General features: G+C 55.7%; 15 protein-coding genes. 7 read left to right on the plus strand and 8 right to left on the minus strand.

Going from position 1 to position 14,804, the window contains the following annotated elements:
* Positions 1–176: 176 nt before the first annotated feature.
* The 4 genes from N6G83_RS46850 to ghrB all read left to right on the plus strand — a co-directional run bounded on the left by N6G83_RS46850 (position 177) and on the right by ghrB (position 4,326).
* Positions 177–935 carry a sugar phosphate isomerase/epimerase family protein gene (locus tag N6G83_RS46850; protein ID WP_161713276.1) on the plus strand — a complete coding sequence of 253 codons (759 nt, stop codon included), beginning with the start codon at positions 177–179 and terminating at the stop codon, positions 933–935.
* Positions 932–1,879 carry a sugar kinase gene (locus N6G83_RS46855; protein ID WP_178380924.1) on the plus strand — a complete coding sequence of 316 codons (948 nt, stop codon included), beginning with the start codon at positions 932–934 and terminating at the stop codon, positions 1,877–1,879. Before N6G83_RS46850 ends, N6G83_RS46855 begins: the two co-directional genes overlap by 4 nt.
* A gap of 122 nt (positions 1,880–2,001) precedes the next feature.
* A complete protein-coding gene (locus N6G83_RS46860; RefSeq protein WP_065683425.1) occupies positions 2,002–3,270 on the plus strand; it encodes an MFS transporter in 1,269 nt (422 codons plus the stop codon).
* A gap of 81 nt (positions 3,271–3,351) precedes the next feature.
* The gene (ghrB, locus tag N6G83_RS46865; protein ID WP_024527347.1) at positions 3,352–4,326 is read left to right on the plus strand and encodes a glyoxylate/hydroxypyruvate reductase GhrB; all 975 of its coding nucleotides are present in this window, start codon (positions 3,352–3,354) and stop codon (positions 4,324–4,326) included.
* Here the strand turns inward: ghrB and N6G83_RS46870 are convergent.
* The 3 genes from N6G83_RS46870 to N6G83_RS46880 are packed head-to-tail and all read right to left on the minus strand — an operon-like array spanning position 4,301 to position 5,065.
* A complete protein-coding gene (locus N6G83_RS46870) occupies positions 4,301–4,528 on the minus strand; it encodes a hypothetical protein (RefSeq protein WP_211136409.1) in 228 nt (75 codons plus the stop codon). The two genes, ghrB and N6G83_RS46870, sit on opposite strands and share 26 nt — an antisense overlap.
* Positions 4,529–4,539: 11 nt before the next feature.
* Positions 4,540–4,827, minus strand: a complete 288-nt coding sequence (locus N6G83_RS46875) for a type II toxin-antitoxin system RelE/ParE family toxin (protein WP_071784396.1) — start codon at positions 4,825–4,827, stop codon at positions 4,540–4,542.
* The gene (locus N6G83_RS46880) at positions 4,817–5,065 is read right to left on the minus strand and encodes a CopG family ribbon-helix-helix protein (RefSeq protein WP_024527348.1); all 249 of its coding nucleotides are present in this window, start codon (positions 5,063–5,065) and stop codon (positions 4,817–4,819) included. The genes N6G83_RS46875 and N6G83_RS46880 overlap by 11 nt, the downstream gene beginning before the upstream one ends.
* Positions 5,066–5,253: 188 nt before the next feature.
* Between N6G83_RS46880 and N6G83_RS46885 the strand changes: the two genes are divergently transcribed.
* Positions 5,254–7,320 carry an alpha-amylase gene (locus N6G83_RS46885; protein ID WP_211136407.1) on the plus strand — a complete coding sequence of 689 codons (2,067 nt, stop codon included), beginning with the start codon at positions 5,254–5,256 and terminating at the stop codon, positions 7,318–7,320.
* Positions 7,321–7,454: 134 nt separating this feature from the next.
* Positions 7,455–8,705, plus strand: coding sequence for a valine--pyruvate transaminase (locus N6G83_RS46890; RefSeq protein WP_065683422.1), 1,251 nt, complete (start codon positions 7,455–7,457; stop codon positions 8,703–8,705).
* Positions 8,706–8,764: 59 nt separating this feature from the next.
* Here N6G83_RS46890 and N6G83_RS46895 read toward each other — a convergent pair whose 3' ends face one another.
* From N6G83_RS46895 to ibpA, 3 genes are all read right to left on the minus strand, one after another.
* Positions 8,765–10,423 carry a putative transporter gene (locus tag N6G83_RS46895; protein WP_065683421.1) on the minus strand — a complete coding sequence of 553 codons (1,659 nt, stop codon included), beginning with the start codon at positions 10,421–10,423 and terminating at the stop codon, positions 8,765–8,767.
* A gap of 166 nt (positions 10,424–10,589) precedes the next feature.
* The gene (gene ibpB, locus N6G83_RS46900) at positions 10,590–11,018 is read right to left on the minus strand and encodes a small heat shock chaperone IbpB (protein WP_211136406.1); all 429 of its coding nucleotides are present in this window, start codon (positions 11,016–11,018) and stop codon (positions 10,590–10,592) included.
* Between the two features lie 69 nt (positions 11,019–11,087).
* Complete coding sequence (ibpA, locus tag N6G83_RS46905) at positions 11,088–11,501, minus strand: small heat shock chaperone IbpA (protein WP_211136405.1); 414 nt, start codon at positions 11,499–11,501, stop codon at positions 11,088–11,090.
* Between the two features lie 306 nt (positions 11,502–11,807).
* On the opposite strand from ibpA, the gene N6G83_RS46910 reads away from it, so the two are divergent.
* Complete coding sequence (locus tag N6G83_RS46910; RefSeq protein WP_024527353.1) at positions 11,808–12,167, plus strand: YceK/YidQ family lipoprotein; 360 nt, start codon at positions 11,808–11,810, stop codon at positions 12,165–12,167.
* Here N6G83_RS46910 and N6G83_RS46915 read toward each other — a convergent pair whose 3' ends face one another.
* The gene (locus N6G83_RS46915; RefSeq protein WP_211136404.1) at positions 12,168–13,448 is read right to left on the minus strand and encodes a DUF3748 domain-containing protein; all 1,281 of its coding nucleotides are present in this window, start codon (positions 13,446–13,448) and stop codon (positions 12,168–12,170) included. It lies immediately after the preceding gene.
* Between the two features lie 320 nt (positions 13,449–13,768).
* Positions 13,769–14,791, minus strand: coding sequence for a fimbrial protein (locus tag N6G83_RS46920; RefSeq protein ID WP_074030913.1), 1,023 nt, complete (start codon positions 14,789–14,791; stop codon positions 13,769–13,771).
* Between the last annotated feature and the right edge of the window lie 13 nt (positions 14,792–14,804).

The raw sequence follows: 14,804 nt of genomic DNA on the forward strand, positions 1-14,804 counted from the left end.
GCAGGGGCTAACAGCTCCCTCTCCCTGTGGGAGAGGGTTGGGGTGAGGGGCCATTTTTTAACCAACTCCGTGATTGCGATCATAGTTCTGCATGCTGCTGCTTTTCAATGGAACCGGTTCCATTTACCGTTACAACAACAGTAGCGGTGGTGATAGGTCACCTCAGGAGCCAAAAGATGAAGCAACAGATTATTGTAGTAACCAGCGCCTACGGCAACGACAGGGTGCAGCAACTAGGTGGCCAGGCGGCGTTGTTGCCCCTGATCGCCCAGGCAGGTGCCGACGGCGTGGAAATCCGCCGTGAACTGCTTTCCCCGCAGGAGTTGGACGCTTTACCCACCCTGGCAAAAGCCCTACAGCAACACCAACTGGCCGCCGTGTATTCCGCACCTGAGTCACTGTTTACGCCACAGCATACCCTGAACCCGAATCTGCCCGCCTTTTTGGCTGAGGCGAAGATCCTGCAAGCCAGCCGTCTCAAGCTAGCCTTGGGTCACTACCAGCCGGGCTTTGACTTTACCGAGTTAAAAATCGCGCTGGGGCAATCCGCAACCCAACTGGTGGTCGAGAACGATCAAACACCAGACTGCGGCATCCTGTCGTTGATGAACGCCTTTTTCCATGCGGTGGAAGCGAGCCAGTTGCCGGTCGGCATGACGTTCGACATGGCCAACTGGCATTGGGTGGGGCAAGACGCCCTGGCCGCCGCCAATCTGCTGGCCGCACACGTTGGCTATATTCATGTTAAAGCCGCCACCCTTGGCCCACGCGGCTGGCGCGCCATCGCCCTGGATGACACCGACGGTAGCTGGCGTGAAGTGCTGGCCCGCTTGCCGCAGGACGTGCCGCGCGGCATCGAGTTCCCACTACAGGGCAGCGATCTGGAGGCGGTAACCCGCCATTACGTGGATGTGTTACGCGGGGAGCAGGCATGATGAACACGCAAAATTCTTTAGACGTCGTAACGCTGGGTGAAGCCATGGCGATGTTTGTCGCCGCGCAAACGGGTGATTTGGCCGAGGTAGAAACCTTTACCAAACGCATCGCCGGTGCCGAACTGAACGTGGCGATCGGGCTGGCCCGCCTGGGTTTGAACGTCGGCTGGGTAAGCCGGATAGGTAACGACTCCTTTGGCCGCTTTACCTTGCAACAGCTGGCGAAAGAAGGGGTTAACGCCCAGCAGGTCACCGTCGATGGCCGCTACCCAACCGGTTTTCAGCTGAAATCTAAAAACACAGATGGAACCGATCCCAGTGTGGAGTATTTCCGCAAAGGCTCCGCCGCTAGCCATCTTTCCACCGCCGATTTTGACCGCGACTACTTCGCTGGGGCGCGCCACCTGCACCTGAGTGGGGTGGCCGCCGCCCTGTCTGCCGAGTCGCTGGAGCTGTGCCATTTCGCCGCTGCCGAGATGCGCGCCCTGGGCAAAACCATTTCCTTCGACCCCAACCTGCGCCCAGTGCTGTGGTCTAGCCGGGAACTGATGATCGAACAGCTCAACAAGCTGGCCTGCGCGGCCGACTGGGTGCTGCCAGGGTTAAAAGAGGGCCAGATCCTGACCGGGCAATCCACCGCAGAAGGTATCGCCGACTTCTATCTGGAGCGCGGCGTACAGGCCGTGATCATCAAAACCGGGCCAGAGGGTGCCTGGTTTAAAACCGCCGCCGGCGACCAGGCTGCGGTACCCGCGGTCAAAGTCACCAACGTGGTAGATACCGTCGGTGCCGGAGACGGCTTCGCAGTAGGGACGCTGAGCGCCCTGCTGGAAGGCAAAACGCTGCTACAGGCAGTGCAACGCGGCAACAAGATCGGTTCGCTGGCCATCCAGGCCATCGGCGACAGCGAAGGGTTGCCAACCCGCGCCGCACTGGCGGAATAATCATTTGCTCCAATGAGCGCCCACCTCTGTCCCTACAACCGAGGCACGCCGGGAGAGCACAAGCCCCAGCGGATGGCGACAAGCCAGCGCTGGTGAGAAGACTCCACTGAAGGGTTCTGCACATGAATAAAGCAACTATTGCGGCCAAACGCTGGTGGTACATCATGCCCATCGTGTTTATCACCTACAGCCTGGCCTATCTGGACCGCGCCAATTTTAGCTTTGCCTCCGCCGCCGGGATTAATGACGATCTTGGCATCACCAAAGGGATGTCATCTCTGCTGGGTGCCCTGTTTTTCCTCGGCTATTTCTTCTTCCAAATTCCCGGTGCCATCTACGCCGAACGCCGCAGCGTCAAGAAGCTGATTTTCTGGTGTTTGATCCTGTGGGGCGGGTGCGCCTCGTTGACCGGCATGGTCAGCAATATCCCGATGCTGGCGGCGATCCGCTTTATCCTCGGTGTGGTGGAAGCTGCGGTAATGCCCGCGATGCTGATTTACATCAGCAACTGGTTTACCAAGTCTGAACGCTCCCGCGCCAACACCTTCCTGATCCTCGGCAATCCGGTCACGGTGTTGTGGATGTCGGTGGTTTCCGGCTACCTGATCCACGCCTTTGGCTGGCGTGAAATGTTTATCATCGAAGGGGTTCCAGCGGTGATCTGGGCATTTTGCTGGTGGGTACTGGTCAAAGACAAGCCGTCACAGGTCGGCTGGCTGAGCGATCAGGAAAAGCTGGCGTTGCAACAGCAACTGGCCGAGGAGCAGAAAGGCATCAAGGCGGTACGCAACTACGGCGAAGCCTTCCGCTCGCGCAACGTGATCCTGCTGTGCATGCAATATTTTGCCTGGAGCATCGGCGTGTATGGCTTTGTGCTGTGGCTGCCTTCTATCCTGCGCAGCGGTATGCAGATGGGGATGGTTGAAGCGGGCTGGTTGTCATCAGTACCTTATCTGGCCGCCACCATTGCGATGATCGTGGTTTCCTGGGCATCGGACAAGATGCAGAACCGCAAGCTGTTTGTCTGGCCGCTGTTGCTGATCGGCGCGCTGGCCTTCTTCGCCTCCTACGCCATTGGCCCGAACCATTTCTGGATCTCCTATGGTCTGCTGGTGGTCGCCGGGGCGGCCATGTATGCGCCTTACGGTCCGTTTTTCGCCATCATTCCGGAGATGCTGCCAAGAAACGTCGCCGGGGGTGCCATGGCGTTGATTAACAGCATGGGCGCGCTGGGCTCCTTCTTCGGCTCCTGGTTTGTCGGCTACCTCAACGGGGCGACCGGCAGCCCGGCAGCCTCTTATATGTTTATGGCTATCGCGCTGCTGGCCTCGGTGGGGCTGACGCTGATCGTCAAGCCTGCACGTAACGAAGCTCAGCCACAGGTGGCCTAATCTTGCGAGTGAGGGGCTCAGCCCTTCACTCTCCTGCAATATGTTATGTTGAACATCTCGTTCGCCAGATGGAGTTATTTGATGAAGCCTGCAATCGTGTTGTACAAAAGTATTCCTGCCGACCTGCGTGCCAAGCTGGACCAGCACTTTACCGTTCATGCCTTCGACGGTCTGCAACTGGACAACGCCGCCTTCGATCAGGCGCTACAACAGGCCGAAGGCATCCTCGGTTCCGGCGGCAAGATTGACGAAGCCTTTTTGCAACGCGCCCCCAAACTGCGTGCGGCATCCACCGTCTCCGTCGGTTACGACAACTTTGACGTCGCAGCGCTCAACGCCCACCGGGTGCTGTTGATGCATACCCCAACCGTCCTGACCGAAACCGTGGCCGATACCATCATGAGCCTGGTGCTGGCCACCGCACGCCGGGTGGTCGAGGTGGCCGAGCGGGTCAAAGCAGGGGAATGGCAAGGCAGCATCGGGCCTGACTGGTACGGCGTTGACGTGCATCATAAAACCATCGGCATCCTCGGCATGGGCCGCATCGGCCTGGCGCTGGCTCAGCGTGCGCACTTCGGCTTTGGCATGCCGGTGTTGTACAACGCGCGCCGTACACATGAAGAAGCAGAGCAACGCTTCAATGCCCGCCGCTGCGATCTTGATACGCTGCTGGCCGAGTCGGACTTCCTGTGCATTACGCTGCCGCTCACCGAGCAAACCTTCCATCTGATTGGCCGCGAACAGCTGGCGAAGATGAAGCAGAGCGGAATTCTGATCAACGCAGGGCGTGGCCCGGTGGTGGATGAGCAAGCGCTGATTGAAGCCTTACAGGACGGCACCATTCACGCCGCTGGGTTGGATGTGTTCGAGCAAGAGCCGGTCGCGGTCGATTCGCCGCTGCTGAAAATGGCCAACGTGGTCGCGTTGCCGCATATCGGTTCCGCCACCCATGAGACTCGCTACGGGATGGCCGAGTGCGCCGTGGATAACCTGATTGCCGCCTTGACCGGTACGGTCACAGAAAACTGCGTTAACCCGCAGCTGCTGAACAAGTAACCCTTATGAGATGCCAGCGTTTACCAACTGGCATCTCATCAAAAGAACCTGTAAGCGTTTCACTATTACGCAGGTGCTTACGATGTTCGGCGATTTCCAGCAGTGATAATGGACTTTCGTCACTTACTACCCCATTAATCACAGCCTGACGGACAAACTCATCACTCACTTTCTGGTGTTCTAGCGGGTCGTTGAAAACCATAATAACCTCAGTTACCAGCGTTTCTCCGGCGGTCGCCTTCGTGTATGAAATACTCTAAGAATATGTATTTCCTTATTTTTAATCCGGTAAGGGATCAAGTAAGGGAAAGTTTGCATGACAATTTCTCGGGTACCCATTACTCGACCAGGTCTTCCTAAAGCAGGTTGCGTAACCAGCAAGTTCACCGAGCGAACCACCTCTTTAGCAAATTCTGTCGCTACTTGCGGATCCTCTTGGTAAAGCCATTCATATTCATCATCAAAATTTGTTGCAGCTTTCCTTAGCCATTTAATTTTCATTGCTAATAGTCACCCCCATTTTCTTAAAACGGGCCGCCATTTCATCATCAGAGGCAAAGTCACCATTATCGGCTTCAACGATGGCCTGTTGAATTTCAGCAACCTGCCATGCCTCGCGGCTTAAAAAATCTTGTATCGCCTGAGTCGCCAAAAATGATTTCGTTCTGCCGGTCGCTTCTGCTAAGGCTTCAAGCTGCTCACTGAGATCGTCGGATAGCCGAACAGACATCACGCTCATAAGTTTACCTCACACTACAATGTATACATGACAATATAGATTAAAAAACCAACAGCGCATAGTCAAACCTCTCCCCCTTCCTCCTCCGCCCCCAAATTCTTACCCTGGGAGGAGGCGATTTTTTCTGCATAAAGCACACTGGGCTACCCTACGATAAAAACGCTTCCTGCCACGAGTAAGGAGAGCCTATGAAACGCCTGACCCTTCCCCTGCTGATGCTGCTGTCACCCGCAGCGCTGGCCAACTGGACGCTGCAAAGCTTCCCGACCTTCAGTGAACCCACCAGCGGTTTATTTACCAGCCAGGCTACCCTGGCCAAAGGCCAACTGCCGTTGCGGCTGTATCAGAACCAACAGTGCTGGCAGCCCAGCGACGCGGTTAAGCTGAACCAGACGTTGTCGCTGCAGCCCTGTAGCGATAGCGAGCCGGTCAGTTGGCGATTATTTCGCGATGGTGATTATCAGGTGCGGATCGATACCCGCAGCGGTACGCCTACCTTGCAGCTCAGCCTGAAGGCCGAACCGGAAAAAACCGTCGCCGCCGTGGCTCGCACCTGCCAACGCTGGGATGGCCAGCCGATCACGATCGCGGTGAAGGACACCTTTGCCGAAGGCGAAACGGTGCGTGATTTTTACTCCGGCCAGACCGCCACGGTGGTTCAGGGCCAGGTCACCCTGCAACCGGCGGCCAACAGCGGGGGGCTGCTATTGCTGGAATCAGCCAATACGCCGCCACAGGCGGCTTTCGACTGGCATAACGCCACGGTCTATTTTGTGCTGACCGATCGCTTTGAAAACGGCAACCCGGCCAACGATCACAGCTATGGCCGCCAAGGTGATGGCATGCAGGAGATCGGCACCTTCCACGGCGGCGACCTCGCCGGGTTGACGAAAAAGCTGGATTATCTGCAACAACTGGGGGTCAACGCCCTGTGGATCAGTTCCCCGTTGGAGCAGATCCACGGCTGGGTAGGCGGCGGTACCAAAGGGGATTTCCCACATTATGCCTACCACGGTTACTACCACCAGGACTGGACCAAGCTCGATGCCAATATGGGCAACGAGCAGGATCTGCGTAATCTGGTGGAGCAAGCACATCAACGTGGGATCCGCATCCTGTTTGACGTGGTGGTCAATCACGTCGGCTATGCCACGCTGGCCGATATGCAGCAGTTTCAGTTCGGCTCGCTGTACCTGAAGGGTAATGAAGCCGCAAAAACCCTCGGCAAAAACTGGGGCGATTGGCAACCTGGGCCTGGCCAGAGCTGGCACAGCTTTAACGACTACATCAACTTCAGCGATAAAGCAGGCTGGAGCCAATGGTGGGGGAAAAACTGGATCCGCACCGATATCGGCGATTACGACTCACCGGGCTTTGACGACCTGACCATGTCACTGGCTTTCCTTCCGGACATCAAAACTGAAGCGCCCGGAGCCAGCGGCCTACCGTCGTTCTTCCGCCATAAACCTGATACCGCCGCGCGCGAAATCCCAGGGGCCACCACCCGCGATTATCTGACGGTCTGGCTCAGCCAATGGGTGCGCGACTACGGTATTGACGGTTTCCGCGTTGATACCGCCAAACACGTCGATAAACCCACGCTGGACCTGCTAAAGCAACGAGCCACCGAGGCACTGGCAGAGTGGAAAGCGGCCAACCCCAAGCAGGCGCTGGATAACGCACCGTTCTGGATGACCGGTGAAGCCTGGGGCCACGGGGTGATGAAAAGCGACTATTACCAGCACGGCTTCGATGCGATGATCAACTTCGATTTTCAGGATCAGGCCTCGCAGGCGCTGGGCTGCTTCTCCAATATCGATGCCACCTATCAGCAGATGGCGAACAAGCTGCAGGGCTTCAACGTGCTGAGCTATATTTCCTCGCACGACACTCGCCTGTTCTTCGCCAGCGATGCCAAAGGTGCGTTGCCTTTGCAGCAACGAGCGGCAGACCTACTGTTATTGGCCCCGGGCGCGGTACAGATTTATTACGGTGATGAGAGTGGCCGGCCGTTTGGCCCTACCGGCTCCGATCCTTTACAAGGCACGCGCTCGGATATGAACTGGGGTGAATTGCAAGAAGCCAAAGCGCCGTTGTTGGCACATTGGCAGCGGCTAGGCCAGTTCCGCGAGCGCCACCCGGCAATCGGTGCCGGTACGCAGCAATCCCAGCAAACGCCTAATTACTATGCCTTTAGTCGCCAGCATGGGGGCGATAAGGTGATGGTGGTGTGGGCTGGCGATCGGTCACAATAATTCAGCGTGTTATGCTGTAAAAACCCCGCCGAGCAACATCTATGCCCGGCGGGTAAGATGTCAGCCGCATTGCACCCGCTTTTATCTGGCGGTATGGTGGGCGTCTACCCGCTTACAACCATATTGCAGCAGCTATGAATTTTTCACTTTTCGGCGACAAATTTACCCGTTACGCGGGCATCACCCGCTTGATGGACGATCTCAATGAAGGCCTGCGCACGCCAGGTGCCATCATGCTCGGCGGCGGTAACCCGGCGCACATCCCAGAGATGGACAACTACTTCAAACAGCTGTGCCAGGAGATGCTCGATCAGGGCAAGCTGACCGAGGCACTGTGCAACTACGACGGCCCACAAGGCAAAGACGCCCTGCTGAAAGCGCTGGCCACCATGCTGCAAGAAGAGCTTGGCTGGCAGATCGAACCACAGAATATTGCACTGACAAATGGCAGCCAGAGCGCGTTTTTCTACTTGTTTAACCTGTTTGCTGGCCGCTACGCCGACGGCACCCGCCGCCGCGTGCTGTTCCCGCTGGCGCCAGAATATATTGGCTATGCCGATTCCGGGTTGGATGAAGGGCTGTTTGTCTCTGCCAAACCCAATATCGAACTGCTGCCAGACGGCCAGTTCAAGTATCACGTCGATTTTGAGCATCTGAACATCGGTGACGACATCGGCATGATCTGCGTATCGCGCCCCACCAACCCGACCGGCAACGTGATCACCGACGAAGAGCTGATGAAGCTCGATCTGTTGGCGCAGCAGCGTGATATCCCACTGGTGATCGATAACGCTTACGGCGTGCCGTTCCCCGGTATTATTTTCAGCGAAGCCACGCCGCTGTGGAACCCGAACATCATCCTGTGCATGAGCTTGTCCAAGCTGGGCCTGCCTGGCTCACGCTGTGGCATCGTGATTGCCGACGAGAAGGTCATTACCGCACTGACCAATATGAACGGCATCATCAGCCTGTCCCCAGGCAGCATTGGCCCGGCGCTGGCCACGGAGATGATTGAGCGTGGTGATCTATTGCGTTTATCCAACGAGGTGATCCGCCCGTTCTACAAGCAGCGTGTCGAGCAGACCATCGGCATTATTCGCCGTTACCTGTCGCCAGAGCGCTGCCTGATCCATAAACCGGAAGGGGCTATCTTCCTCTGGCTGTGGTTCAAGGATCTGCCCATCACCACCGAGCTGCTGTATCAACGGCTGAAAAAGCGAGGCGTATTGATGGTGCCAGGCCACTACTTCTTCCCGGGGCTGGAGCATGAATGGCCGCATACGCATCAATGTATGCGCATGAACTATGTACCTAATCCGGAAGATATTGAGCGTGGCGTGATGATCCTGGCCGAAGAAGTTGAGCGCGCGCACCAGGAAGCGTAATCGGTTGAGATTTTGTCAGCAGTATATTGGGGCTCCGCAAGCGGAGCCCCTTTTGCTGGCTACATCGCCCAGAACAGCACCGCCAGCAGCTGCGGTGACATGATGCGCAGGAACATTGCCAGCGGGTAGACCGTGGCATAAGAGAGCGCCGCAGCGCCGCTGGTAGGGTGCAGGCCGTTGGCAAAGGCCAGCGCCGGTGGATCGGTCATTGAACCAGCCAGCATGCCGGAGAGCGTCAGGTAGTTCATCTTACCCACCACCCGAGCCAAAATACCCACGCTAATCAGCGGGATCGAGGTGATTAACGCACCGTAACCGACCCATGCCAACCCATCGCCATGCAGCAGGGTATCAATAAAGTTCCCACCAGACTTCAGGCCAACCACGGCCAGGAACAGTACGATCCCCAGTTCGCGCAGCGCCAGGTTGGCACTGGGCGGCATAAACCAGTACAGCTTGCCGATGCTGCCGATACGCCCCAGGATCAGGGCCACCACCAGCGGACCACCGGCCAACCCCAACCGCAACGCCGCCGGGAAACCGGGGATAAACAGCGGGATAGATCCCAACAGCACCCCAAGGCCAATACCAATAAAGACCGGCAGCATCTGCACCTGTTGCAGCTTCTGCTGGGCGTTACCCACAATCGCCGCCACCGCCTCGATAGATTCTGGCCGCCCCACCAGGTTGAGGATATCCCCGAACTGCAGCGTAACATTGCTGCCTGCCACCAGCTCGACCCCGGCACGGTTAAGGCGCGAGACCACCACTTCATATTTTTGCTTCAACTCCAGATCGCGGATTTTTTTACCCAGCACCTTTTCGTTGGTCACGACCGCACGAACCACTTGCAGTGAAGTCCCCCGGGTGGAGAGCGAAACGTCGACCTCCTCGCCAATCACCAGCCGGGCATTTTCCAGCTTTTCGCGCTTGCCTACCAGGTGCAGGAAATCCCCCAGTTCCAGCGTCTCATGCGGGGCTGGCACCATCAGTAAATCGCCGCGCTTGAGGCGCGAACAGATGATGTCATCGCTGTTGAGCAGCGGCACATTCTTGATGGCCATGCCTTGCAGATTGGGGTTACGCACCGCCACGTTCATGGTCTGCAACAGTTCGCGATTACTCCCCAGACTGTCTTCAAACTCCTGCGCTTCCTTATCGATATTGATGCGGAAGAACAGCCGGATCAGCCACATCACCAGCAGAATGCCGCAGATACCGAACGGATAGGCCATCGCATAGCCCATCCCCATGCGGTTAACCAGCGCCGGATCGGAACCCAGATCGGTGAGTATCTGCTGCCCGGCACCGAGCGCCGGGGTGTTGGTAACCGCACCGGAGAACACGCCGAGAATGATCGGCAACGGCACGGCAAACAGCTTATGGACAATCGCCGCCACCACGCCGCCCACCAGCACCAGCAGAATGGCGAAGCCATTGAGCTTGAGGCCGGAAACGCGCAGGGACGAGAAGAAACCAGGGCCAACCTGAATACCGATGGTGTAAACAAACAGGATCAGACCGAACTCCTGGATAAAGTGCAGCATGTCGCCGTTGAGAGTGATCTGGTAAGTCTGTGCAAAGTGCCCGACGATGATGCCACCGAACAAGACGCCGCCTATCCCTAAACCCACGCCATACACTTTCCAGTTGCCAATCCATAACCCGAGAATAGCCACCAACGCCAACATGCTGACGGTCAGGGCGATATCACTCATACGTCACATCCTTACCAAAGTTTAACAATCGGCATGCGATTAAATACCTGCAATTAATAGGGATTCTGACATAAGGCGCGGGGGGGTAATGTGGGGTATGCCACAGAATGCAACGGGGGAGGCCCGAATGGACCTCCCCCGCAAGTTTTTGTTTTTTTTCAGCCGGTTATTTGGCTTCCAGCCCCGGAGTGCTACCGATGCTGATGCGTTGTGGCTGCAAGGCTTCCGGCACGTGACGTACCAGAACGATGTGCAGCAGGCCATTTTCAAATTTGGCTTCGGCCACCTGCAGGTGTTCTGCCAGGGTAAAGGTCAGGGTGAACTCTTTGCACACCAGCCCCTGATGCAGATACTCCACCTGTTTTTCCGGCGGTGTGGGGTTGCCACGCACGGTCAGGCGCGGGCCTTCCACTTCAATATCCAGTTCGCTCTGTTTGAACCCGGCTAACGCCAGGGAAATGCGATAGTGGTTATCGTCGCTTTTCTCAATGTTATATGGCGGGAACCCTTGTGGCTCCTGGCCGCCCATTGAACTGGCCAGCTTGTCAAAACCGATCCATTGACGCAGAAGTGGGGATAAATCGTAGTTACGCATAGTATAAACTCCTTCAAAGAAGCGAGATTCAAAGTTTGCCCCCTAACGGCAGGCACGGTGATACAACAATTACTTAATTTCGATCCGACGCGGCTTTAATGTTTCCGGCACGATACGTTCCAGATCGATATACAGCAGGCCGTTTTCCAGTTTGGCGCCTCTAATTTGAATATGCTCGGCCAGCTGGAATTTGCGTTCAAAATTACGCTCGGCAATGCCTTGATATAAATAGGTTCTCTCAGCAGGTTCGTTGGTGTGGGCCCCGCGCACAATCAACAGATTGTCTTGCGTGGTGATCTCCAGTTCCTGCTCGGCAAACCCGGCCACCGCGATGGCAATGCGGTAATGATTTTCATCAACCAGCTCAACGTTATACGGTGGATAGCCACCGTTACCCTGGCTTTGGCCAGCCTCAAGGGTGTTAAACAGGCGATCAAAACCGATCGCGGAACGGTACAGCGGGGAAAGATCAAAGTTGCGCATAAAACAGCCTCCTAAGGCACTTCAGCGAGGTTGATAATGAAGCCTTCCATCATGGACAGGCTATAAGGCTTGAATTCCCTTACGGCAAATTCTTAATTTGGCCTTGTAAAGAAGATGGGGTTTGCTTTCCACATTTCAACTGGTGATGATGAAATAATTGCCAATGGAAACGGCGAAAATTTGTTTATCACATACACTCAAAGTGAGATAGCCGCCACAGTGCGGAACGTTGCATCTTTCAATGCTTTGGCTGGATGTTATAAATCAGCAAATTTCAGGGGATGTGTACCCCCTCAGGATGGACGAATGAAACCAATAAAAAAAATGATAGCGACCGGTTGCCTGCTGCTGACCACTAACGGTTGCTCCAGCGTAGCCAGCCACACCGGGGCCGACCAGGGTTATTACTCCGGTACGCGCGCCAATGTCGATATGATGAAGAGCGAAGATACCAGTTGGGCCATGATGCCCCTGCTGGCGATCGACCTGCCCCTGTCGGCGGCAATGGACACCATTTTGCTGCCTTACGACTACCTGCGCTCAGGCAGCGATAAAGCGGCAGCCTCACCCAAAGCGCGTATCCAGCATGATGAAGAACGAAATCTGGCTGTCAGCGGCAATCCAGGCCAGGGCATGGCAACCTCGCCAGCACCGGCCGGGCCGTAGTTAAACCGCCACCACAAAAATCTGGTTAAATCCGGCGACTTCACGCATAAAGGCCACCTGTTTGCCGTCCGGTGAAAACACCACGGCGTCCCCCAGTGGTGGCTGCGCAGTCCGCTTGGTCAGGCGCTGCAGATTGCCATTGGCGATATCACACAGCATCACGCTGTTATCACACACCAGCGCAATCTTGCCCCCCTGCGGATGCCAACTGAAGGCCGACTGGATGCTGTGATCCGCTTGTGTCACCTGATTCGCCTCCCCGCCATTTGGGGAAATAGTCCACAGTTGCACAATGCCCCGATCGTCCTGCATCAGAAAGGCGATGGCGCTGCCGTCTGGCGAACTCCGCAACCAATGGCGTGGCGTGGTGGCAACCCCAGGATACTTGCGTTGGCCGGTATAGGTTAACCGCCGTTGTTGAACCCCCAACGGGGGGGCAGGTAAGGTTGTTGCCGTTCCCTGCAAGGGAGCATCTCCGGCTTTGGCATAGTCGGCATCGTTTTCCGGCAAATCCACTACAAACACTTCCGGCAGTTTTTCCCCCTGCTGCGAGAGGGTGTCGCCGATAAACGCCAACGCCCAACGCTGGCGGCTGCCATCGGGTTTGCTATAGCCTTGCAGGCCAATCCAGCCTTCTTCATAAGCCCGATTGATTTGATCGCTGCCTGGCTGCGGGATTGGCGTGGTTGCGCTAACCAGTACACAGTAATGGCTACCGTCGTATTCACGCGGGTGCTGCTTGGGCGGATTAACCCCTTGCAGCGGCACCGCTATGCCGACATTGCGCAAATCCAGTGCTGGATCGAGTTCATGCATCACATGGTCGTTATAGGTAAAGCTCAGGCGGCTGGCATCTGGGCTGAATACATGCACGTGGGTACCGCCACGCAGCGCACCAGGGGTATAGGGGGCAGTAATGTCCAGGGCGTCGAGGGTGATCGCCAATTCACGATCCGGTTCGCTGACGATCACGCCACGGCGATGGTGGAAGTCATAATGCCAGTGGCTGTCCGGGTGTTCCGGCCCATGGATAAACACATAACGCGCTGGCGCATCCGGGCTCACCGTTACCACGCCGACATGGGCTCCATGCTGCGCCCGATAAACCACCTCCACCTGACCGCTGGCAACGTTCACCCGTTCAATACTCAGCCCGGTAAAGGATGCGCCGCTTGGCCGTACGTCATACGCCAGCCATTGGCTGCACGGCGTCCAGACGTTAATGTTGGTGAGCTGATGACCTCGCGGATCAAAAGTCAGTTGTCGTTCCTGATGGCTCATGGCGGCTCCTGTATACCGGCTGGCATAGAACCGCCATAGTACCCGATCGGCCTGGCTGTTTCACACCACTCAGGTTTGGGTGACTAATCTCCCCCCCTCTTCCGCAGTACCGATCGAGTACCTGATGAACACTTGCCTGTGGAGAGGGCTAAGGTGAAGGGCTAAGGAATGGAAAATGTCGGGAATGAGTTTACGGCCTAGACGCGGATTTAAGCTAAATCCCTGACACTTAAAAAGGAGGCAGATATTCTGCCCCCATGGTCAATATCAATGCGTGCCAGCTTTTCTCACAAGTATAAAATGGCTACCTTTTCCCCTAATTACTCCATCTCCGCTCTTATGGTGGCAGTTGCATTAAACAGTCCTGCGGATGGCCTGTTGCCAGTCACATTAATCGGGGCCACACTCATGGTGCTAGTACCAGTTTGGGTTGCGTAATTCATGCTAACGGGTAATAACCCACCGTTAGGTGTGACAGTTCCCCCCATGGCATCCAATATCCGTATACCGATATCTGTATTACTGGTTGCCAGCGCGGTCTCATCCCCCGATGAGATTTCACCGTTGATAGATAAACTGATTTTTACACCATCAGAAATATTGCTGCACGCCAGCGTCAAATCCACGACTTTGGGGGTAAAACCGTCAACCCCCGCCCCCTTGGTTATTATATCGCCCGCTTTTATATCCCCAAAGTTCACGTTAATGACCTGACCCGCGTTAATATTACAGGATTGAGGGACAGTTACCGTTGCACTCATGGTGACCTGTGCCAACGGTATCGTGTCATAGCGTCCCTTTATTTTTGTGCCATAGATCTTCAGTATTGGCGTCGGCGGAATCACTACTTCCCCTACAAAAGGACGGATAAAATATAAAGAAACATACCCTTGGCTACCTGATGCATAATTCGAGGAAACTGCACACATGGTGCCAGAATTATTACTATAATCGTTTATAGGTGTGGCAACGTAATCTTTAACATTCCCGCCAATATACAGTTCACTGGCGATGGAGAGATATTTATTTATTGCATAATAATTCAGGCCACTCAGAGTGCGATCGAATACCAAGCCCGGTATCTCGGCTTTGTAGTAGTTATTGCCTCCCTCATTAGTGCCACAGTTACACGTACCAGGATATGTTCCTCCCAGATTCCAGTTATATATTCTTGCCTTAGTAAGTCCCGCCTGATTCTCTGCCACCGTGGCAATTTTTGGCTTAAAATCAAAACCAAAAACTTGTGTCCCTTTATCAGGAGTACAGGACCCCCAGACGGACGCCGCCTGGGCCATATTCATGCCCGCGAGCATACAGAACACAATCGCCGCTATCTTTTTCATTCCCATCACACTT

It is taken from the genome of Serratia sp. PL7, from assembly GCF_945957435.1.